The organism is Streptomyces sp. NPDC005784, assembly GCF_042871525.1.
Classification (GTDB): Bacteria; Actinomycetota; Actinomycetes; order Streptomycetales; family Streptomycetaceae; genus Streptomyces.
Genome location: NZ_JBIAIQ010000007.1, coordinates 239,479 through 259,296, shown reverse-complemented (window position 1 = coordinate 259,296; position 19,818 = coordinate 239,479). Strand labels below are relative to the sequence as shown.

The window sequence follows — 19,818 nt, the reverse complement described above, 5'->3', positions numbered from 1 at the left end:
GAAGGTCGGTTGCGTTCCGGCCGAGCGGACACCGCGGGCGCCGCAGGGCGGGTACAGAGCCAATCGTATGTACGATCGGTCACCTTTGCTCGGGAACGGGGTACCCGTGGGATGGCTCCGGCGCGTCCGCCGGGACCGGCAGGGGGTCGCGGACCTTGGGGAGGATGTTCGTGACGTAGTCCTCGACGGCCGCGTCCAGGCCGATGTCGTGCTGGGCGCGCTCGGACAGGAACCAGCGGTGTTCGAGGAGCTCGTGGTACAGCTCGGCCGGATCCATGGAGCCGCGCAGATCCTGCGGTACCGCCCGGACCGTCGGCCGGAACACGTCCCGGACCCAGCGGTGGGCGAGCACCTCCGGCCGGGCGGCACGCGGGTGCCCGCCGCCCGGACCGGGCCGGGAGCCCGGGCGAGGGCCGCTCGGCGCGTAGTCGTCCTGGGTGGCCATCCAGCTCTCCAGGTCGTTCAGGAGCCGGCGGGCCTGGTTCTCCTCGGTGTCAAGGCCGGTCAGCCGCAGCAGCTGGCGCTGGTGGTGGCCCGCGTCGACGACCTTGGGCACGAAGGTCACGGTGTCGCCGTTGGAGGAGCTCGCGATCTGCATCTCGGCGACGTCGAAACCGAGGTCGTTGAGGCGGCGTATGCGGCGGTCGATGTAGTGGTACTTGCCGGCCGGGTAGACGGAGGTGCGGGTCAGCTCCTCCCACAGGCCCCGGTAGCGCGCGCAGATCTCCCGGCCGAACTCGATCGGGTCCACCGAGGGGTGCAGGGCGCCCGCCGCCTCCAGGTCGAGCAGTTCGCCACTGATGTTCACGCGGGCGAGATCGAGGTCGTACTCCCGCTGCCCGGTGCTGAGCCGCGGGTGCAGCTCGCCGGTCTCGGCGTCGACCAGATAGGCGGCGTACGCTCCCGCGTCGCGCCGGAACAGGGTGTTGGACAGCGAGCAGTCGCCCCAGGCGAAGCCGGCCAGGTGCAGCCGCACCAGCAGGACGGCCAGCGCGTCCATCAGCCGGTGCATGGTGGCCGGCCGCATGGTCGTCTCGAACATCGACCGGTACGGCAGTGAGCCGCCCAGGTGCCGGGTGATCAGCACGGACTCCAGTGGCTCGCCCGCCGTGTCGGTGCGGCCGGTGACCACGGCGAGCGGGTCGACCGCGGGGATCCCGAGCCGGTCCAGGCCGAGCAGCAGCTCGTACTCGCGCACCGCGGGCCGCTCGGCGAGTTCCTTGACGGCCACCACCTCGTCACCGGCGCGCGCGTAGCGCACCACGTGCCGGGAGATGCCGCGCGGCAGCGGCACCAGCAGGTGCTCGGGCCACTCCTCAAGGGGCTGCTGCCACGGCAGTTCGAGCAGGAGCGCGGGATGCTCCGGGTTGGTGGCGCTGATCTGCAAAGCCATGGCCGGGCTGCCCTCACCTCGACGTCGGACGCTGGTCGGGCTCCAGCATCTACGAATGATCGGGGAGGCGGAAGACGCGCCGGGCGTTGTCCGACAGGAACAGCGCGGTGGTCTCCTCGTCCAGGCCCAGTTCACCGAGGTGTTCCAGTGCCCGACTCGGCTCGATCATGGGGTAGTTGGAGCCGAAGAGGACCTTGCGCCGTCCCCGGCCGCGCAGATACCGGACCAGCTCCGGGGGGTAGCGGCGGGTCGTGTAGGCGCTGGTGTCGATGTACACGTTCGCGTGCTTGTCGGCGACCGCGATCATCTCCGTGGTCCACGGGTAGCCGATGTGCCCGCAGACGATGGTCAGTTCGGGGAAGTCGAGGGCGACCTGGTCGATGTACGGGATGGGCCGGCCGGTCTCGGAGGGGCGCAGTGGTCCGGTGTGCCCGACCTGGGTGCAGAAGGGGATGCCGAGTTCGGCGCAGGCCGTGTACAGCGGGTAGTAGAGCCGGTCGGTGGGCGGCAGTTGCCACAGCCACGGAATGATCCGCAGTGCCACGAAGTCCAACTCCTCGACGGCCCGCCGCAGTTCCCGCACCGCCGCGACAGGGCGCGTGAGGTCGACGCCCGCGACGCCGCGCAGCCGGCCCTTCGACCGCGCCACGAATCCGGCGACCTCGTCGTTGGTGATCAGGGCGCCCTCAGGCCCGTACCAGGCCGAGGACAGACCGGTGTCCACGTCGGCAGCCGCCAGCGCGGCCAGCGTGACCTCGACCGGCATCTCCTCCTCCAGCACCTTCATGCCGGTCCAGCGGCGCAGGGACTCGAACATCTCGTGGTTGGAGTGACGGAGAGTGGGGTGCTGCATCCACGCGTCGACGACCGGCATGGTCCTGTGCCCTCCCTGGATCGGCGGCTGAGCGCTTGCTTACCGCTGACCCTAGGATGTCCCGTGCCCCGCGGCTACCCGTCCACGGCGTCGACGCTCCGGGTCTACCCGTCCACGGCGTCCACCAGCGTGGTCAGGGCCGCGACGAGACGCGAGAATCCGGCGCCCACCGGGCCACCCGGCTCCTTCATGTACGTGTCCCGCCGGATCTCCACCATCAGCGCCGCGACCTGCGGTTCCCGCTCGTAGTGCCGCAGGGGGACGTACGCGCCCGCGAACGGGCTGTCGATCCCCACACCACCGAGCCCCGCGAACGCCTTCTCCGCGAGCGCGACCAGTTCCGGCGGCGTGTGGAAGGAGTCGGTCCCCAGGCAGATCGGCGGCCGCGGCCCGTCACCGTGCAGTTCGTAGGGCAGCCGGGCCGTCGGATACGAGTGGACGTCGATGATCACGGCCCGCCCGGTGGCTGCCAGCCGGTCGGTGACCGCGGCCGTCATCGCCCGCGCGTACGGATGGAAGTAGCGGTCGATCAGCGGCCGCGGATCGAGGTCCGCGGGCCGCAGCGGCGCCCGGTGCGTCGTCCGCGTGTAGACCGCGCCCATTCCGACCGCGAGCATCTCCTCCCGCTCGTCCGGGAAGCGCTCGGGATCGACGACCAGCCGGGACAGCCGGTTGACGAACCGCCACGGCGTCAGCCCGGCCGCCTCGGCGGCGGCCGCCGCCAGTTCAGCGGTGTGCGCGTCGGTGATGTGGTCCAACTCGCCCGCCAGCGCCGCGTCGCCGAGGAGGATGCCGTCACGGACCGGCGCCGGAATCTCCCGAGAGGAGTGCGGGACGTGCAGGATCACGGGCGAGTGGACCGCACCGGGCAGGAGTACGAAGGAGTCCTGGGTGTCGGGGGAATCGAGGATGTCGTTCATAAGAGATCACTGTCGCAGCCGGGTCCGACAGTGGGCCGGACCGGCCGGCCGGCGGCGGCCGCGCGCCCTCAGTCGGCGCCCCCACGGCGCGCGTAATGGTCGATGAGCGCCGCCCGGGTCGTCTCGAGACGGTGGGCCAGGATGGCGCCGATCGTCCGGGTCAGCGACAGCTCCAGCGTCGGATCCTGGTCGAACAGGGTCCGCACCTCGCCGGCGTCGAACTCGTAGGCGCGCACCGGACTGAACGCCTCGGCGCCGAAGTCCCAGGTGTGCGGGCGGAACAGCCACGACCAGCCCAGCAGGTCACCGGGCCCGAGCTGCGCGACGGTGATCCGTCGTTCGGCGATGACCCGCTGGTACAGGGAGACCGTTCCGGAGCGGATCACCCAGAAGCGGTCGGCGGTACCCCCCTCCTCGAAGATCGGCCCGTCGGCGGGAAAGGAGACCTCGCGCGCCACGCTCATCAGCCGTTCGCGGTGTTCGGGGGAGAGAGCGTGCAGGAGCCGTAGAGCAGTGGGCATTGCGGACCTCCATCGGGTCGCCGCGCGACCGCGGAGGTCGTCGGCGCCTGTCGTACCGGGGGTATCCCGTCATCCTCTATTGGAGCCCGAACGGCGTAATCCGTCGCGTCGTGGGCCGGGCGACTTCGCCGAAGGGCGGTCGTGTGCGCCTCGTCCGAGGTGTCATTGGGCGGCCCGGGAGGTCACCGTGAAGCGGGCTCCGTCGGGGTCGGTGAGGACGGCTTCCATCGAGCCGACACCTTGCTGATGGGCGGTGCCGCCGTGGGCGCGCGCCGCGCGGACGCAGGCCTCCACGTCGTCGACCGCGAAGTGGATCTGCCAGTGCGGTCTGACGCTCGGGTCGGGGGCGGCTCCCACCGCGCCGGAGTAGATCCGGGCCACCACGTCGCCGAGGCTGCGCAGGACGACCTCGTTCTCCTCGTAGCCCACCTCGCAGCAGCCGGGGACCCCGGATTCCCAGCCCAGTACCTCCCCGTAGAAGATGGCGGCGTCGAAGGCGTCGCGGGTGTGCAGGCGGATGAAGGCCGGGGCTGCGCTGCGCCAGCGTTCCCACCCTGACACCAGGGCGCCCTCCCAGATGCCGAAGACCGCGCCGTCCCGGTCGGCCAGCAGCGCGGCCCGGCCCGGTGGCAGTGAGATCGGCCCCACCGCGGTCGTACCGCCGCGTTCCTGGCTGCGGGAGACCGTCTCGTCCGCGGAGGCCACGGCGAAGTACGGGGTCCAGGCGACCCCCATCCTCGCCACGAAGTCGACCTCGGAGATTCCGGCGACCGGAATCCCGGCGACGCGGGCGATCCGGTACTGGTCGCCCATCCGGGTGCCCGAGGCCCATCTCCAGCCGAGAACCGCGGTGTAGAAACGCTCGGCGGCCCGCAGATCGCGGGTGGTCAGGCTGACCCAGCACGGGGCGCCGAACACCGACTGGCTGGTGACGACACCGGTGGGGAGTGTTCCGTCGCTCTTCATCGCCGTCCGTCCTGACCTCACTGGGCCGTCCGTCCCGACCGCACCGGTCGGCAGCGGTCGCGCGGGGTGCGGGACCCTCGTCGGGTCCCAGGACGTGAGTTCAGCCGTGAGAGGCCTTCCGCGCCGGAAGGCCTCTCACGGCATCAGTAGCACCTGCGGATCCGCTGTCCCATCAGCAACAGCATCTCCCGCCTCGGCGCCGCTCGCACCGCACGAGCGTCAGGCGCGCGGACGCTCCAGGGTGAGCAGCAGCCCCTCCACGGCGCCGGGGCCTATGCGGCCCTTGACGTCCGCGGCCGTGATCGCCTTGAGCGCCCAGCCGTCCTCGGCGTGCTTGTTCAGGACCTTTTCCAGCTTGTCGCTGTCCAGCGCGTCGCCGATCAGCGACTCACGGAACGTGACGACCTTGTATTCGAAGGTGTACGGGGTGCTCATGGTTGCGGAGCTCTCCTGCGTGTTGGATGGCATGGCCGGGGCCCACCCAATCACTCTTCGCAGCCGTGGCACAGGGGCGAACCGGACCGTACGGATACCTTTGTTGAAACTTCATGATGTGCCTGGCCGTGGCGGGGGCGGCCCGGCCGGCCGGGCTCCGCCTCGAACGGTCCGGCCGTACGGCGCCGTAGCGTGGGCTCCGGACGGCAGGATCTTGTGACGGCGGATTCAGGGGGGCGCGATGTGCTGGAGCGCGACGGCCGATCTGGCGGCCGGTGCCGGTGTCGCCGCTGTCGGGGTGGCCTGTGTGATCCGCGCGCGGCGCAGGCAGGATCTCCCGCTGGCCGCGCTGCCGCTGCTGCTCGGCGCCCATCAGATCGTTGAATCCCGGGTCTGGGAGGCCGGTGGCGGTACGGGACCCGCCACCGTGGTCTGGGCCGTGATCGCACTCCCGCTGCTGGCGGTGTGGGTGCCGGCGGGCGTGCTGTGCGCGGCACCGCGCCGTGCCCGGCGCCGGCTGCCGTTCCCGCTCGCCGTCGGTATCGCGACCACGGCGGCGCTCGCGCACGCCATGGCCGTCCATCCCGTGCGGGCCGAGATCCGGGGCCACACCATGGGCTATGCCGTCGACCTGCCCCAGCACGAACTGGTCATCGTGGGCTACCTCTTCGCCACCGTCGGCGCGCTGCTCATGTCCGGCGACCGGGGGCTGCTGCTGCTCGGTGTCCTGGTCGGGGTGGGCGCGGCTGTCTGCTGGTCGCTGTGGGAGCTGGAGTTCGTCTCGACGTGGTGCGCGTTCGCGGCGGTCGTCTCGGTGTCCCTGCTGGGCTGGGTGAACTCGCGGGAGGCCGTCGCCCCGTACGAGCGGGTCGATCACGCGTGATGTGACGGTCACGGGGACGTGAAGATCACGACAGGCCGGAGCACCGGTGATCCCGCGCGTCCTGGGTAGTCGGCGGACCATGGACGACCTGACGAGTTCCTCATATGTGTCGGCCAGGGTCGACGGATGATCAACCCCGTACACCGTGTTCCGGCGGCGATCGTCGCCGCCTCGTTCCTGTTCTTCGGCTGCGGGAGCGGCCCGGCCGAGCGGCTCGGCCCCGGAGCCGGCGGCTCCCCGGCGCGTCACGGCGTGGCCACACCGGCCCCCGCTCCGACCGGCTCGCGCGCCGTGGCACCGCGGCGACTGCCGGGCCTCGGCCCCCGGACCTCGGCCGCCGTTCCGTCGCGGACCCGTCAGGCCGTCGTGGTGACCGGCGAGGGCAGGAACTCCCCGTTGTCGACCGTGGTGCTGTACGAGCGCACGGAGGCCGGCTGGCAGGCGGGCCCGAGCCGGTCCGCGCACAACGCGCTCAAGGGCTGGACCGACCACCATCACGCCGGTGACCTGCGTTCTCCCATCGGTGTCTTCACGCTGACGGACGCCGGCGGGCTGCTGCCCGACCCCGGCACCCGGCTCCCGTACGACCGCTCGGGCGCCTTCACCTCACCCGGCACGGGCTTCGAGGGCGAGTCGCTGGCCGGCTCCTTCGACTACGTGGTCGCCATCAACTACAACCGCAGCCCCGGCACCACACCCCTGGACTGGACCCGGCCGATGGGCGCGGCCCGCGGCGGAGGCATCTGGCTGCACGTGGACCACGGAGGCCCCACACACGGCTGCGTCGGTCTGCGCGAGGACGACCTGAAAGAGCTGATGCGCGCTCTGGACCCGGCCCTTCACCCCGTGGTGGTCATGGGGGACGCGGCCTCGCTGGCACGCTGACACCTTCCGGGAGGCCACGTCGGCACCTTCCGGGAGGCCTCACGACGTCGGACCCACCCGGAGTGTCCCTGGAGGATGTGAGGAAGGTGTCAGGGTGTGGGAAGCCCCTCTCGCCGGCCGTTTCGTGCCCCGCAGCCCCTAACATCGGCCGCGTGTGCGCATATGTGCTGGTCGCGGAGGACGATGAGAAGCAGGCGGAGCTGATACGCCGCTCGCTGTTGGGCGAGGGGCATACGGCGACCGTGGTCCACGACGGCGGGGCCGCTCTCGACGAGGTCCGACGGCACCGGCCCGACCTCGTCGTCCTTGACCTGATGCTCCCGGTGGTCGACGGCTTCGGGGTGTGCCGGGCGCTCCGGGAGAACGACGACATCCCCGTCCTGATGCTGACCGCCCGCTCCACCGAGGACGACGTACTGCTCGGCCTGGAGCTCGGCGCGGACGACTACATGACCAAGCCGTACAGTCCGCGCGAGCTGATGGCCCGTATCCGTACGGTCCTCAGGCGCAGCGGACGGCCCGCCACCGAGCGGCGGGGCGATCCGGTCGTCAGGGCGGCCGGGATCGCGGTGGACCCGGAGCGGCACACGGTCCGGTGCGACGGCTCGCCGGTGGACTGCACCCCGGGCGAGTACGAGATCCTGCTCGCGATGGCCGCCGAGCCCGAACGGGTCTTCTCCCGGCGGCAGTTGCTGCACCGCACCCGAGGCATCGACCGGGCCTCGACCGAACGGGCCATCGATGTCCACATCATGAACCTGCGCAAGAAGATCGAGGCGGATCCGCGCCGGCCGACGCGTCTGCTGACGGTGTTCGGCGTCGGGTACAAGCTCAGGGGCGACCGGGCGTGAGCCGCGCCATGCCCCTGCGCAAGAGCCTGCTGGTGCGGCTGCTGATCACCTCCGTGCTCATCGCCCTGTGCTCCGTGGCCGCGACCGCCTGGCTCGCGGTGCAGACCACCACCCGGGCCATCCAGGAGGAGCAGGGCCAGGTGCTCGCCGAGGACATGGACATCCTGCGGCAGCTCAGCGGATACGCGGCCGGCCATCCCGACTGGTCCGGTGTCGCCGGTACGCTGCGCACGATCTCGCACAGGACGGGCCGGCGCATCGCCCTGACCTCGGGCGACCGCACGCCGTTCGCGGACTCCGCGGCCCGCGGGACCTCCCTGCCGCCCCGGGCCGCCGCCACCGTCGACCCGCTGCGCACCGACACCTACACGGAACCCGGAGCACAGCTCGCCGGCGTCGACCCCCGCGCGGTGGGGCCGTACCGGCTGCCGACGGCCGAGCGCCTGCGGGTGGCCAAGCTGGCCACGGTGCGCCAACTGTGCTTCGCGCGCAACGGTATTGAGACCCGTCTGGAGCGGATGCCGAGCGGCCGTACCGTCCTGACGGACGGGGACGGGAGGCGCGACTCCGGCTATGTGCCGACCGAGTGCGCCGACGGGCTGCTCAACACCCCCACCCCGACCGAACAGAAGGCCCTGGACGCGCTGTCGGCGCTCACCCGGATGTGTCTCGACCGGCACAACGTGCACCTCGACCACGACGTGGGGCTGACGCTGGAGGCCACCAGCGGGGCCACCCCGGCCCCCTACCTGATCGGGAAGAGGGCGGTCGACCAGCACGGCGCCCTGGCCCGGACGGCGAACGCCTGCGTCGACGACTCCCGGCGTCGCCAACTCGCCCCCTACGTGGCCCCGGTCGCCGAACTCTTCCTCGGCACGGGGGACAGGCCCGTCCCCCACTTCGACATGTCCACGGCCAACAAGGCCAAGGTGTTCGGTGTCGCCGGACTCGTCCTCGCCCTCACCGTGGCCGTGACCGCTCTGGTGGCCACCCGGCTCGTACGGCCCCTGCGGGCGCTGACCCAGGCCGCGCAGCAACCGCCGGAGCGGCATGTACGGGTGCCCGTCACCACCCAGGACGAGACCGGCATCCTGGCGCTCGCCTTCAACGAACTGACCGAGCGCCGCGAGCGCATGGAGGCGCAGCGCAAGGCGATGGTCAGCGACATCGCGCATGAACTGCGCACTCCGCTCACCAATATCCGCGGCTGGCTGGAGGTGGCCCGCGACGGGCTCGTCGACCCCGACCCGGAACTGCTGTCCTCCCTGCACGAGGAGGCCGTGGTCCTGCAGCGCGTCATCGACGACCTCCAGGACCTCGCGGCCGCCGACGCGGGCACCCTGCGACTGCACCGCGAGGAGGTGCGCGCCGACGAACTCCTCGAACAGGTCGCCGCGGCGCACCGGGTCGGGGCGGAGGCCGCCGGCATCCGGCTGGTCACCGAGGTGGCCGGTACGCCGTGGCTGGACGCGGACCCCGTACGGATGCGGCAGGCGCTCGGCAACCTGGTGTCCAACGCGACCCGTCACACCCCGGCCGGCGGCACGGTCACCCTCGCCGCGCACGACGAGGACGGTCAGGTCGTGTTCGAAGTGGCCGACACCGGAGCGGGCATCGACCCCCGAGATCTGGCCAGCGTCTTCGACCGGTTCTGGCGGGCGGAGAAGTCCCGCAGCCGGCGTACCGGCGGCAGCGGTCTGGGCCTCGCCATCGTCCGGCAACTCGTCGCGGCCCACGGCGGAACCGTCTCCGTCACCAGCGAAGTCGGCACCGGCACGGTCTTCACACTGCGGCTGCCCTGCGCACGGGAGCCCGCCTCGCACGCCACCGGGTCGGGCTGAGCGAGGAGTGCCGTATTCCCCGTGATCGTGGTGGTGTCGGTACCAGGACCGGTGGTCCTGCTCACAGGAGGGGTCTGGTCGCTCAGGCCGGTCCGGCGGAAGGTGGGCGCATGAACATCACCGAGCAGCCGGAGACCAGGAGCCGCGTCACGCCGCTGAGGTCACTTCTGGGAGGCACCTACGTCCCGCGCCGCGCCGTGGGCCGCCCGTATCCGGATCACCGGAATACGTTGTCCGAGTCGTCGAGGATCGACGGCTCACCGATCGCCGCCTCCCGCGGGACCCGCGACGAGGTCTGATACATCGCCTCGATCTCGGCGGCGTACCGCTGGGCGATCGCGTCCCGGCGCAGTTTCAGCGAGGGCGTCAGCAGCCCGTTGGACAGGTCGAAGGGCTCCGGGAGGACACGGAAGACCCGGATGGACTCGGAGCGGGACACGGTGGTGTTGGCCGCCGCGACCGCGCGCCTGACCTCCTCGCGCAGTTCGTTCTCCTCCCGCGCGTCCCGGGCGGGCGTCTCGCCCTTGGCCCGGGAGGCACGCCAGTGCGTCACGAACTCGGGGTCCAGGGTGATGAGGGCGCCCACGCAGGGCCGGTTGTCGCCCACGACGGCAGCCTGATGGATGAGCGGGTGGACCCGCAGCCGTTCCTCGAGAGCGGCGGGGGCCACGCTCTTGCCCCCGCTGGTGATGATGATGTCCTTCTTGCGCCCGGTGATGGTCAGGTATCCGTCGGCGTCGACCTGACCGAGGTCCCCGGTCGCCAGCCAGCCGTTCCGGAACGAGGCCCGGGTCGCCGCGGCGTCGTTGATGTAGCCCTGGAACACGGAGGGCCCCCACACGTGGATCTCCCCGTCGTCGGACATCTGGATCTCCGTGCCCGGCAGGGGGCGTCCGACGGTGCCGGACTTCTCCCGGCCGACCGGCTGGGCGGTGATTCCTCCGCTGGTCTCGGTGAGCCCGTAGCCGTCGTGGATGAAGATGCCGATTCCCGCGAAGAACAGGGCGAGTTCACGATTCAGCGGGGAGCCGCCCGAGACCGCGCCGCACACCCGCCCGCCCAGCGCGCCGCGAAGCCGCTTGTACACCGTCTTCTCGTAGAGGGAGTGCTGGAGCCGCAGATCGAAAGCCGGGCCCGTCCCCGTGCCCAGCCGCTGCTGCTCCTCGGCCAGGGCGAAGTCCTGCGCCGTGCGGACGGCGCGCTCGAACAGCACACTGCGGCCGGCCCGCTGGGACGCCTTCACGAAGTTCTTGTAGATCCTCTCGAACACGGACGGGACGGCGTACAAATAGGTCGGCCGGAACGTGAGCATCGCCTCGGAAAGCGTCTCCTCCCGCAGATCCGGTTCGTGCCCCATCAGGATGCCGCCGCGCAGACAGAGCCCCTGGACCATCAGGCCGTAGACATGGGAGAAGGGCAGGAAGGCCAGGACGGCCGGCTGCACACCCGGCGGCGCCGCCGTCTGTCTCCAGCCTTCGAGCAGCGTGTCGCAGGGGCTCGCCAGGCTGCGGTGCGTCAGCGCGCAGCCCTTGGGCTGTCCCGTCGTGCCCGAGGTGTACGCGACGACCGCGGTGGAGTCGGCCAGCACGATCCGGCGCAGCGAGTCGACCGCGGTCACCGGTATCGCACGACCGCGCTCCACCAGTTGCGCGATCGCTCCGGTGTCCAACTGCCAGACATGGCGCAGGAACGGGAGCGCGGCGCACGCCGAGCCGACCGTCATGACGCCCTGCTCGTCCTCTACCACCACGCCCACGCAGTGCGCGTCCTTCAGGATCCACGCGACCTGTTCGTGCGACGACGTCGGGTAGATCGGCACGATCTCCACGCCGACCGACCACAGGGCGTAGCTGAGCACCGTCCACTCGTAGCGGGTGCGCGCCATGATGGCCACGCGGTCGCCGGGCCGGACGCCGGACCGGACGAGCCCCCGCGCCACGTCGACCACTTCGCCCCACAGCTCGGCCGCCGTCACCTGCGTCCAGGCGCCCGAGCGACCCTCGGCGCGGCGCGCGAGCTGCGGCAGATCAGGGGTGCTGAGCGCCGTTGCACGGAGGCTGTCGGCGAGTCCCCCCTGGGTGAGTGCGGTTGGCGGTGGAGGAAGGTGGGACTGGTGCATTCGCCGCTCCGGAATTCTCCTCGACGTGACCTCACCCCCGGAGGCGCCGATGTCAAGGATTCCCGAATGTAGCCCACACCGGCGACGCCCGCGCCCCCATTCCGGCATGCGTTCGCCCACCGCTGAGTTTCCGTTCCCCGGACCCTCCCTTTCGCCCCGCCGGAGCACCAACAGCTGTCCATCCGGCCGCCGTTGACGCCCGACGGCCTTTCCAGGACGCCGCCGCACGAAGGGGGACAGCACGGGCCGGGGCGGAGGCGGTCGGCTCGGGCGGTGACCGTGCGGAGGGCTGTCGCACGGGCACGGGAGCGTACGGGGGGATGGCAGCGGCGGCACTGCGAGCCGTCGCTTCATCCGTCACTCCGGCGACTGATCACCCGTTCACCCTTTCGGGAAGCGGTCCCGGGCTGACAGACTCCGCAGGTGCGCGACTTCGACATGCTTGTCATCGGATCCGGCCCGGGCGGCCAGAAGGCCGCCATCGCAGCGGCCAAGCTCGGCCGTCGGGTCGCCGTCATCGACCGCCCCGACATGGTCGGCGGGGTCTCCATCCACACCGGAACGATCCCGTCCAAGACACTGCGTGAGGCGGTCCTGTATCTCAGCGGCCTCAGCCAGCGGGATCTGTACGGGCAGAGCTACCGCCTGAAGGAGGACATCACCGTCGCCGATCTGACCGCTCGCACCGAGCACGTGGTCAGTCGCGAGGTCGACGTCATCCGCAGCCAGCTCTCACGCAACCACGTGTCGCTGTTCGCCGGCACGGGCCGCTTCGTGGACGACCACACCGTCGCCCTGGTCGAAGTGAACGGCAACGAGAAGCTGTTGAGCGCCGACCACATCGTCATCGCCACGGGTACGCGTCCGGCGCGGCCCGGAACCGTCGAGTTCGACGGGCGGACGATCATGGACTCGGACAACGTCCTGAACCTGGAGCAGGTGCCGCGCTCCATGGTCATCGTCGGCGCCGGCGTGATCGGCATGGAGTACGCCTCCATGTTCGCGGCCCTCGGCTCCAAGATCACGGTGGTCGAGAAGCGCTCCGGGATGCTCGACTTCTGTGACGTCGAGGTGATCGAGTCGCTGAAGTACCACCTTCGGGATCTCGCCGTCACCTTCCGGTTCGGTGAGACCGTCGCCGCCGTCGAGCGACACGCCCGGGGCACCCTCACGGTCCTGGAGAGCGGCAAGAAGATCCCCGCCGACGCGGTCATGTACTCGGCGGGCCGACAGGGCCTCACCGATGAACTCGACCTGGACAAGGCGGGGTTGTCCGCCGACCCGCGCGGCCGGATCACGGTCGACGAGCACTACCGCACCGAGGTGCCGCACATCTACGCCGTCGGTGACGTCATCGGCTTCCCGGCGCTCGCGGCCACCTCGATGGAACAGGGCCGTACGGCGGCGTACCACGCCTGCGGAGAGCCGGTGAACCGGATGCTCGACCTGCAGCCCATCGGCATCTACACCATCCCGGAGATCAGCTTCATCGGCCGGACCGAGGATCAACTCACCGAGGACTGCGTGCCGTTCGAGGTGGGCATATCCCGCTACCGCGAACTGGCCCGGGGGCAGATCATCGGCGACTCGCACGGCATGCTGAAGCTGCTGGTCTCGCCCGACGACCGTAAACTCCTCGGCGTCCACTGCTTCGGTACCGGCGCGACCGAGCTCATCCACATCGGTCAGGCCGTCATGGGCTGCGGCGGAACGGTCGACTATCTGGTCGACGCCGTCTTCAACTACCCGACGCTCGCCGAGTCCTACAAGGTCGCCGCCCTCGACGCGACCAACAAGATCCGGCAGATCGACCGCCTCAAGGGCTGACCGCCGCGAGACGCTTCCGCCCACCCGCGAGACGCTCCCGGGTGGGCGGGGACGACGTGTTCGACGTCGACCCGGGCCCGCCAGGGGCGATCACGCCACCCGGCGGGCTCTCCGGCATCCTTCAGGCGGTCGGCCGCCACCCCAGCGCCGGGCCCAGCTTCGTGGCGATGTCGGTGAGGATCTGGACGTAGTCCTCGTGGCCGAAGGTGAACGGAAGGGCGAACGCCACCTCGTCGATCTCCCTGAACGCGGCCTGGGAGTAGAGCTGTTCGGCAATGTGCTCGGAGCTGCCGACGAGGTCCGGCGCGAACATCAGGCGCGCGGGCCCCTGCGGTGTCGTCGTGCGAGGCAGCCGCTTTTGGGCGTACTCCTCGTACCTGGCGCGCTGTTCGGGCGAGGCACTGTCGGTGGGGATCACGACGAGCCCCTGCGAGACGCGGGCGCGGTCGCCGTCCGGGTGGCGGGCGCGGAAGGCCCGCACATGGGAGAGCTGGACCTCGGCGAAGTCCTCGGACTCCTCCGCCTTGACGACGCTGCTGGTGAGGAAGTTCATGCCGTGCTCGCCCGCCCACCGCGCCGACCGCAGGCTGCCGCCGCCGTACCACATACGGCGGCCCAGGCCGGGGGAGTGCGGCTGGACGCGGTCCGAGAACACCTCGAAGCCCTCCGTCCCGCTGAAGTCGGTGGCCGGCTTGCCGCGCACGAAGTCCAACAGCCTTTCCAGGCGGGCGTATCCGAAGTCCTCGCTCTCGCCGGTGTCGGGATAGAGAGCGTGTTTCACCCGCTCGTAGTGCAGGGGCGGGCCGACGCTGACACCCGGATTGAGGCGGCCGTCGGCCAGCAGGTCGACGGTCGCCAGGTCCTCGGCGAGGCGCAGCGGGTTCTCCCAGCCCACGGGGATGACCGCCGTCCCGAGCTCGATGCGGCGGGTGCGCTGCGACGCGGCGGCCAGGACGGCGACGGGCGAGGAGATGCCGTACTGGAGATGGCGGTGTCGCAGCCACGCGCTGTCGAAGCCCAGCCGCTCGCCCAGTTCGATGATGCCGAGTGTGGACTCGTGCCCGCGCCCGGGGTCGTCCTCGTCGAACAGGCCGATGGTCAGGAAGCCCAGCTTTCGCAAGGGGCGTGAAGGCAGTGGCACAGGCTCCTCCATCGTTCGCGGCGCGCCGCGTCGCACACCGGCACTACCGCAGATTGTCGCAGGCGGTCATTGCGGGCCGGGAGGACCGGGCAGGTCAGGGGGCCAGGGCGCCGGGGGTCCGTGAACCGGTCCGCGCGGGACTTCGCGAAGGCACTGCGCGACACGGTCCGGGCATGGCACCGTGGACGGAGGGTCTGGCCCGTCGCTCCCCCCGTGGTGACGGGTCAGACCTCTCTGCGTCCGACGGCCCCCCCCCGCGGTCGACCGGGGGCCCGTTCCCGGCGGGCGCTCGCACTGCGCCCCGCGGGCCTTGACGACCCAGGAGCCCGCTCTCGAGGCGGAACGAGGACGAGTCGAGCCCGGCAGGAAGCCGCCCGTCCCGCTCCCGCGACGGCGGGGCGCACGAGCCCGGCAGGAAAGCCGCCGGTCCGGGACCTATCGTGAAGAACGGCCGGTCCGTGCCGGAGCCGGAGGACCCATGGCGATCGACTCGACGGCGGCCCTGTGCCGTCCCGATGAGGAGGAACCGGATGAACGGCACGATGCACGCGGTGCGCGGTCATCGGCGGGGCGGGCCGGAGGAGCTGATGTACGAGGTCGCGCCGAAGCCGGTCCCCGGTCCCGGTGACGTGCTGGTCGAGGTGCGGGCGGCGTCGGTCACCCAGGGGGAACTGGGCTGGGACGCCACCTGGACCGACAGCTTCGACGGCGGCGGCAGCACGCGACTGCCGATCGTGCCGTCCAAGGAGGTCTCCGGTGTCGTGGCCGAGCTCGGGCACGGCGTCGCGGACTTCAGGCCCGGGGAAGCGGTCTACGGCCTGATTCCCTTCACCCGGGACGGGGCCGCGGCCGAGTACGTGACCGTTCCCGCGGCGGATCTCGCCGCGAAGCCGGGGTCGCTCGACCACGAGCGGACGGCCGCGCTGCCGCTCGCGGGTCTGACGGCATGGCAGGGGCTGGTGGCTCATGCCGGCATCGCGCCGGGGCAGCGGGTGCTGGTGCACGGCGGAGCGGGTGGCGTGGGCTCGTTCGCGGTGCAGGTCGCGGCCGCGCTGGGGGCCGAGGTGGCGGCCACCGCGGCGGCCCGGGACGCGGACTTCGTGCGTGGCCTGGGCGCGGAGACCGTGATCGACTACGCCGGACAGCGCTTCGAGGCCGAGGTGAAGGACGCGGACATCGTCTTCGACACCGTCGGAGGCGACACACAGGCCCGTTCCTGGCAGGTACTGCGCCCGGGCGGAGTCCTGGTCAGCGTCGTCGCGCCGTCGGCGCCGCCGGACGGGGCGGACGCCCGCGCCGTGTTCTTCGTGGTCGAGCCGGACCGCGCCGGTCTGGAGGAGCTGACGGCACTCGTCGAGGCGGGCCGGCTGGTCCCGCAGGTCGACCGCATCGTTCCGCTGGAGAGCGCCCCCGGGGCCTACGCGGCCCTCGAACGGGAGCACCGGCGCGGCAAGATCGTACTGCGCGTCTCCTAGGCCGGGACGCCTTCCCGGGGCCTCCCGCAGTGGTGCCGTGGAGTCGGCGCATGTGACAGCCGCCTGTGCTGTGGTGCCGTAGGGCCGTCCCGTGTGACAGCCGCCTGTGCTGTGGTGCCGTAGGGCCGTCCCGTGTGACAGCCGCCTGTGCTGCGGGGCCGTCGTCCCAGGAGACGGTCGGCCCTTGTGCCGTGGGGGCCGTCACACGTGACAGCGAGGGTGAACAAGCGCTTAGATAGTGAGCCCGACCTGGTCCGCGCGTGCTGGAGGCCCCGTTGTTGTTCACGTCCGTCGACGACGTCTCCGCACGGCTCGCCGACGCGGGCTATCTGGCGTCGCCAGCCGTCGCCACGACGGTCTTCCTGGCAGACCGCCTCGGTAAACCCCTGCTGGTGGAGGGCCCCGCCGGCGTGGGCAAGACCGAACTCGCCAAGGCCGTCGCACAGGTCGCCGGGGCCCGGCTGATCCGCCTCCAGTGCTACGAAGGCGTCGACGAGTCAAGGGCGTTGTACGAGTGGAACCACGCCAAGCAGCTGCTGCGCATCACCGCGGGCCGCGACGAGACGTGGGACGAGACGCGCACGGACATCTTCAGCGAGGAGTTCCTGCTGGCGCGCCCGCTGCTGACCGCCATCCGCGGCGACGACCCGAAGGTCCTGCTGATCGACGAGACCGACAAGGCCGACGTCGAGGTGGAGGGCCTGCTGCTCGAAGTGCTCAGTGACTTCCAGGTCACCGTCCCCGAGCTGGGCACGATCTCGGCGACCCGTCGTCCCTTCGTCGTACTCACCTCGAACGCGAGCCGCGAGCTGTCCGAGGCCCTGCGCCGCCGCTGTCTCTTCCTCCACATCGGCTTCCCCGACGAGGAGTTGGAGCGCCGGATCGTACGGCTGAAGGTGCCCGGACTCGACGAGGCGCTCACCGAGTCCGTGGTGCGGGTCGTCGGGGCGCTGCGGGAGATGGACCTGCGCAAGGTCCCCTCCGTCGCCGAGACCATCGACTGGGCCCGCACGCTGCTCGCGCTCGGCGCCGACACCCTCGACGAGAGCGTCGTACGCGACAGCCTCGGTGTGATCCTCAAGCACCAGGACGACGTGCTGAAGGCGGCGGCCAAGCTCGACCTGGGCGCCGTGTGAACGCCGCCGTGCCGACGGCCGGTGTCGCCGACCGGCTGACGGGACTCGTCGGCGCGCTGCGCTCGCACGGCGTGCGGATCGGTACCGGTGAGACCGTGGACGCCGCGCAGGCGGTGGCGGCGCTGGGCTTCGCGGACCGTGACCGGCTCCGGGAGGGGCTGGCCGCCACCCTGCTCCACAACCCGGGACAGCGCCGGGTGTTCGATCCCGTCTTCGACGTGTACTTCCCGCGGGGTGTCGGCGGCCCGGACGGCGTGCCGCCCGCGGACCGGGACGATCTGCGGGACCGTCTCACGGCCGCCCTGGCCGCCAACGACCAAGCCCTCATGGGTCAGTTGGCCATCGAGGCCGTGGACGGGTTCGGCGGCTACGGGGGCACGACCGGCACGGACGGCTGGTCCTCGTACCAGACGCTCGACCGGCTGCGACCGCAGACGCTGATGGCCCGCGCAAGGGACACGGTCCGTGCGCGGGGCGGCGGGGCCGGGTTCACCGACAGGCTGCTGGAGGACGAGATCCGGCGGCGCATCGAGGTGTTCCGCGGACAGGTCGCCTCGGAGGCGCGGCGCCGGATCGCCGAGCGGCGCGACCGTGACGAGATCGCCCGGCGCGCGGTGGCTCCGACCGCCGACCGCGTCGATTTCCTGTTCGCCGGCCGGGACCGGCTCGCCGAACTGCGCAAGGTCGTACAGCCGCTCGCGCGCAAACTGGCCACCCGCCTCGCCGCGCGCCGACGCCGTGCCAGCCGCGGCACCATCGATCTGCGCCGGACGCTGCGCGGATCGCTGTCCACGGGCGGGGTACCGATGCGTCCCGTACTGCGCAGACGCCGTCCCGTGCGGCCCGAACTGGTGCTGCTGTGCGATGTGTCGGGGTCGGTGTCCGGCTTCTCGGACTTCACGATGCTGCTGGTGCAGGCGCTGCACGACCAGTTCAGCAAGGTGCGGGTGTTCGCCTTCGTCAACCGGGTCGACGAGGTGACCGGGCTCATCGGGCCCGGCGCCGCCGACCCCGAGGGGCTGAGTGCCCGGATCCGCTCCGAGGCGACGATCACGGGCTGGCACGGCAGCAGTGACTACGGCGTTGCGTTCGGCGAGTTCGCCGAGCGGTACACGGGTGCGGTCGGCTCCCGGACGACCGTCTTCGTGCTCGGTGACGCCCGTACGAACATGAGCGATCCGAACCTGCCCGCCGTCCGGCAGCTCACCCGACAGGCCCGCCGTGCCTACTGGCTGAATCCCGAGGCCCGCTCGCAGTGGGGCACGGGCGACTCGGCGGCCCTCGCCTACGCCGAGCTCGTGGAGATGCACGAGTGCCGCAACGCCCAGCAGCTCAGCGCGCTGATCGGCCGCCTCCTGCCCGTCTGAACAACAACCTTGGGTGCGGCGGTGTCGAGCCCTCACGGGGTGAGGAGCCTGTGCAGCCACGCGACGCGGGCGGCACGGGCGGTCCGCGCGAGCACGGTGTGCGGGGCGAAGGAGTCGAAGCCGTGGAATCCGCCGGGCCACACATGCAGTTCGGCCACTCCGCCGGCCTGCCAGATCCGCGACGCGTAGTCGACGACCTCGTCCCGGAAGGTCTCCGCGGACCCGACGTCGAGAAAGGCCGGGGGCAGTCCCGACAGGTCCGAGGCCCGCGCCGGAGCGGCATAGGCGGGCACGTCCGGGCCGCCGCGGGATTCGCCCAACACGGCGGTCCAGGCGGTCGAGTTGGCCGTACGGTCCCAGGCGCCGACGCCCGCCATCTGGTGCGCGGACGGAGTGTCGTTGCGGTCGTCGAGCATCGGATACATCAGGACCTGCCCGAGCGGCCGTGGTCCCTCGCGGTCCCGGGCGAGCAGGGCGAGTGCCGCGGTCAGGCCGCCGCCCGCGCTGGCGCCCGCGACGACGATCCGCTCCGGGTCGCCGCCGAACTCCCCGGCGTGCCGTGCCGTCCACAGCAGACCGGCGTAGACGTCCTCCACCCCGGCCGGGTAGGGGTGTTCGGGCGCCAGCCGGTACTCCACGGAGACCACGATCGCGTCCAGTTCCTGCGCCCATTCCAGGACGACCTCCACCCCGGCCCGGTTGGTACCGAGGACCATGCCTCCGCCGTGGGAGTGGTAGATGACCGGGAGCGGTCCGTCCCTCGAGGGCGCGAGAGGCCTGATGACGAACAGCGAGATGTCGGGAGCGCCGGTCGGACCCGGAACCGTCAGATCGGTGGTCTCGAAGGCGCCGCCGCCGGTGAGGTCGTACACGGGCACCGCGAGCTCCGGTTCCGCGCGCAGGGCGGCGATGTCCGCGAGGCTGGGCCCGGAGGGCGTGGACCCGCCGACCGCCGCGAGGGCGACACCGAGCTCCGGGTCGAACGGGGGCGGTACCAGCAGCATGACTTCTCCTCGCGCCGAGCCCGGCGGCTCACCCGGCCATGATCGGGCGGGTGCTCCCGGACCGGGAGCCGCCGTACGGCGGAACCTGCCCCCGACCTGGCGGACCATGCGCGCCGCGGTGACGCCCGAAGGCGCCACCGCGGCGAACCGGGGGATCAGTCAGCTCTCGGTACGGTGATC

18 protein-coding genes are annotated in these 19,818 nt (G+C 71.6%); 9 read left to right on the top strand and 9 right to left on the bottom strand.

From position 1 onward, the window contains the following. Positions 1 to 79: 79 nt before the first annotated feature. From ACFYR3_RS15310 to ACFYR3_RS15285, 6 genes are all read right to left on the bottom strand, one after another. On the bottom strand, positions 80 to 1,393 hold the full coding sequence (locus tag ACFYR3_RS15310) for a DUF4032 domain-containing protein (protein WP_389283270.1): 1,314 nt from the start codon (positions 1,391 to 1,393) through the stop codon (positions 80 to 82). 49 nt (positions 1,394 to 1,442) lie between these two features. Next, positions 1,443 to 2,267, bottom strand: coding sequence for an amidohydrolase family protein (locus tag ACFYR3_RS15305; protein WP_389283268.1), 825 nt, complete (start codon positions 2,265 to 2,267; stop codon positions 1,443 to 1,445). Between the two features lie 104 nt (positions 2,268 to 2,371). Next, positions 2,372 to 3,187 carry an N-formylglutamate amidohydrolase gene (locus tag ACFYR3_RS15300; RefSeq protein WP_355840383.1) on the bottom strand — a complete coding sequence of 272 codons (816 nt, stop codon included), beginning with the start codon at positions 3,185 to 3,187 and terminating at the stop codon, positions 2,372 to 2,374. A 68-nt stretch (positions 3,188 to 3,255) separates the two neighbouring features. Next, positions 3,256 to 3,708 (bottom strand): cyclic nucleotide-binding domain-containing protein, encoded by a 453-nt coding sequence (locus ACFYR3_RS15295; RefSeq protein WP_389283266.1) that lies wholly within the window; start codon positions 3,706 to 3,708, stop codon positions 3,256 to 3,258. Between the two features lie 162 nt (positions 3,709 to 3,870). Further along, the gene (locus ACFYR3_RS15290) at positions 3,871 to 4,674 is read right to left on the bottom strand and encodes a VOC family protein (protein ID WP_355840381.1); all 804 of its coding nucleotides are present in this window, start codon (positions 4,672 to 4,674) and stop codon (positions 3,871 to 3,873) included. 219 nt (positions 4,675 to 4,893) lie between these two features. Beyond that, positions 4,894 to 5,109, bottom strand: coding sequence for a DUF4177 domain-containing protein (locus tag ACFYR3_RS15285; RefSeq protein ID WP_151467464.1), 216 nt, complete (start codon positions 5,107 to 5,109; stop codon positions 4,894 to 4,896). 241 nt (positions 5,110 to 5,350) lie between these two features. Between ACFYR3_RS15285 and ACFYR3_RS15280 the strand changes: the two genes are divergently transcribed. The 4 genes from ACFYR3_RS15280 to ACFYR3_RS15265 all read left to right on the top strand — a co-directional run bounded on the left by ACFYR3_RS15280 (position 5,351) and on the right by ACFYR3_RS15265 (position 9,569). Beyond that, positions 5,351 to 5,992 (top strand): DUF6629 family protein, encoded by a 642-nt coding sequence (locus ACFYR3_RS15280; protein ID WP_355840380.1) that lies wholly within the window; start codon positions 5,351 to 5,353, stop codon positions 5,990 to 5,992. 126 nt (positions 5,993 to 6,118) lie between these two features. After that, positions 6,119 to 6,877 (top strand): L,D-transpeptidase family protein, encoded by a 759-nt coding sequence (locus ACFYR3_RS15275; RefSeq protein WP_389283263.1) that lies wholly within the window; start codon positions 6,119 to 6,121, stop codon positions 6,875 to 6,877. Positions 6,878 to 7,029: 152 nt separating this feature from the next. Beyond that, positions 7,030 to 7,728, top strand: a complete 699-nt coding sequence (locus ACFYR3_RS15270; protein ID WP_355840378.1) for a response regulator transcription factor — start codon at positions 7,030 to 7,032, stop codon at positions 7,726 to 7,728. Further along, complete coding sequence (locus ACFYR3_RS15265) at positions 7,725 to 9,569, top strand: sensor histidine kinase (RefSeq protein ID WP_389283260.1); 1,845 nt, start codon at positions 7,725 to 7,727, stop codon at positions 9,567 to 9,569. The genes ACFYR3_RS15270 and ACFYR3_RS15265 overlap by 4 nt, the downstream gene beginning before the upstream one ends. A 217-nt stretch (positions 9,570 to 9,786) precedes the next feature. Here the strand turns inward: ACFYR3_RS15265 and ACFYR3_RS15260 are convergent, their stop codons facing one another. Continuing rightward, complete coding sequence (locus ACFYR3_RS15260) at positions 9,787 to 11,688, bottom strand: AMP-dependent synthetase/ligase (RefSeq protein WP_355840376.1); 1,902 nt, start codon at positions 11,686 to 11,688, stop codon at positions 9,787 to 9,789. A gap of 423 nt (positions 11,689 to 12,111) precedes the next feature. Here ACFYR3_RS15260 and sthA point away from each other — a divergent pair, with 423 nt between their 5' ends. Beyond that, entirely contained in the window at positions 12,112 to 13,515 is a 1,404-nt protein-coding gene (gene sthA / locus ACFYR3_RS15255) for a Si-specific NAD(P)(+) transhydrogenase (RefSeq protein ID WP_355840375.1), read from the top strand. Positions 13,516 to 13,636: 121 nt separating this feature from the next. Here the strand turns inward: sthA and ACFYR3_RS15250 are convergent, their stop codons facing one another. After that, positions 13,637 to 14,656, bottom strand: a complete 1,020-nt coding sequence (locus ACFYR3_RS15250; protein ID WP_389283258.1) for an LLM class flavin-dependent oxidoreductase — start codon at positions 14,654 to 14,656, stop codon at positions 13,637 to 13,639. Between the two features lie 530 nt (positions 14,657 to 15,186). On the opposite strand from ACFYR3_RS15250, the gene ACFYR3_RS15245 reads away from it, so the two are divergent. From ACFYR3_RS15245 to ACFYR3_RS15235, 3 genes are all read left to right on the top strand, one after another. Further along, on the top strand, positions 15,187 to 16,131 hold the full coding sequence (locus ACFYR3_RS15245; protein WP_355840373.1) for an NADP-dependent oxidoreductase: 945 nt from the start codon (positions 15,187 to 15,189) through the stop codon (positions 16,129 to 16,131). A gap of 278 nt (positions 16,132 to 16,409) precedes the next feature. Beyond that, positions 16,410 to 17,267 carry a MoxR family ATPase gene (locus tag ACFYR3_RS15240; protein WP_356780957.1) on the top strand — a complete coding sequence of 286 codons (858 nt, stop codon included), beginning with the start codon at positions 16,410 to 16,412 and terminating at the stop codon, positions 17,265 to 17,267. Further along, on the top strand, positions 17,264 to 18,634 hold the full coding sequence (locus ACFYR3_RS15235; protein ID WP_355840372.1) for a VWA domain-containing protein: 1,371 nt from the start codon (positions 17,264 to 17,266) through the stop codon (positions 18,632 to 18,634). The genes ACFYR3_RS15240 and ACFYR3_RS15235 overlap by 4 nt, the downstream gene beginning before the upstream one ends. Before the next feature lie 32 nt (positions 18,635 to 18,666). On the opposite strand, the gene ACFYR3_RS15230 is transcribed toward ACFYR3_RS15235, so the two are convergent. Then, the gene (locus ACFYR3_RS15230) at positions 18,667 to 19,638 is read right to left on the bottom strand and encodes an alpha/beta hydrolase (protein WP_389283255.1); all 972 of its coding nucleotides are present in this window, start codon (positions 19,636 to 19,638) and stop codon (positions 18,667 to 18,669) included. Here ACFYR3_RS15230 and ACFYR3_RS15225 point away from each other — a divergent pair. Beyond that, positions 19,637 to 19,816, top strand: a complete 180-nt coding sequence (locus ACFYR3_RS15225) for a hypothetical protein (RefSeq protein WP_389283251.1) — start codon at positions 19,637 to 19,639, stop codon at positions 19,814 to 19,816. The two genes, ACFYR3_RS15230 and ACFYR3_RS15225, sit on opposite strands and share 2 nt — an antisense overlap. Positions 19,817 to 19,818 lie beyond the last annotated feature (2 nt).

Bases quoted from the DNA above. Each gene is read 5' to 3' on its own strand.
- ACFYR3_RS15310 (WP_389283270.1), bottom strand. From the start codon at position 1,393: ATGGCTTTGCAGATCAGCGCCACCAACCCGGAGCATCCCGCGCTCCTG.
- ACFYR3_RS15305 (WP_389283268.1), bottom strand. From the start codon at position 2,267: ATGCCGGTCGTCGACGCGTGGATGCAGCACCCCACTCTCCGTCACTCC.
- ACFYR3_RS15300 (WP_355840383.1), bottom strand. From the start codon at position 3,187: ATGAACGACATCCTCGATTCCCCCGACACCCAGGACTCCTTCGTACTC.
- ACFYR3_RS15295 (WP_389283266.1), bottom strand. From the start codon at position 3,708: ATGCCCACTGCTCTACGGCTCCTGCACGCTCTCTCCCCCGAACACCGC.
- ACFYR3_RS15290 (WP_355840381.1), bottom strand. From the start codon at position 4,674: ATGAAGAGCGACGGAACACTCCCCACCGGTGTCGTCACCAGCCAGTCG.
- ACFYR3_RS15285 (WP_151467464.1), bottom strand. From the start codon at position 5,109: ATGAGCACCCCGTACACCTTCGAATACAAGGTCGTCACGTTCCGTGAG.
- ACFYR3_RS15280 (WP_355840380.1), top strand. From the start codon at position 5,351: ATGTGCTGGAGCGCGACGGCCGATCTGGCGGCCGGTGCCGGTGTCGCC.
- ACFYR3_RS15275 (WP_389283263.1), top strand. From the start codon at position 6,119: ATGATCAACCCCGTACACCGTGTTCCGGCGGCGATCGTCGCCGCCTCG.
- ACFYR3_RS15260 (WP_355840376.1), bottom strand. From the start codon at position 11,688: ATGCACCAGTCCCACCTTCCTCCACCGCCAACCGCACTCACCCAGGGG.
- ACFYR3_RS15245 (WP_355840373.1), top strand. From the start codon at position 15,187: ATGAACGGCACGATGCACGCGGTGCGCGGTCATCGGCGGGGCGGGCCG.
- ACFYR3_RS15225 (WP_389283251.1), top strand. From the start codon at position 19,637: ATGACTTCTCCTCGCGCCGAGCCCGGCGGCTCACCCGGCCATGATCGG.
- ACFYR3_RS15230 (WP_389283255.1), bottom strand. From the start codon at position 19,638: ATGCTGCTGGTACCGCCCCCGTTCGACCCGGAGCTCGGTGTCGCCCTC.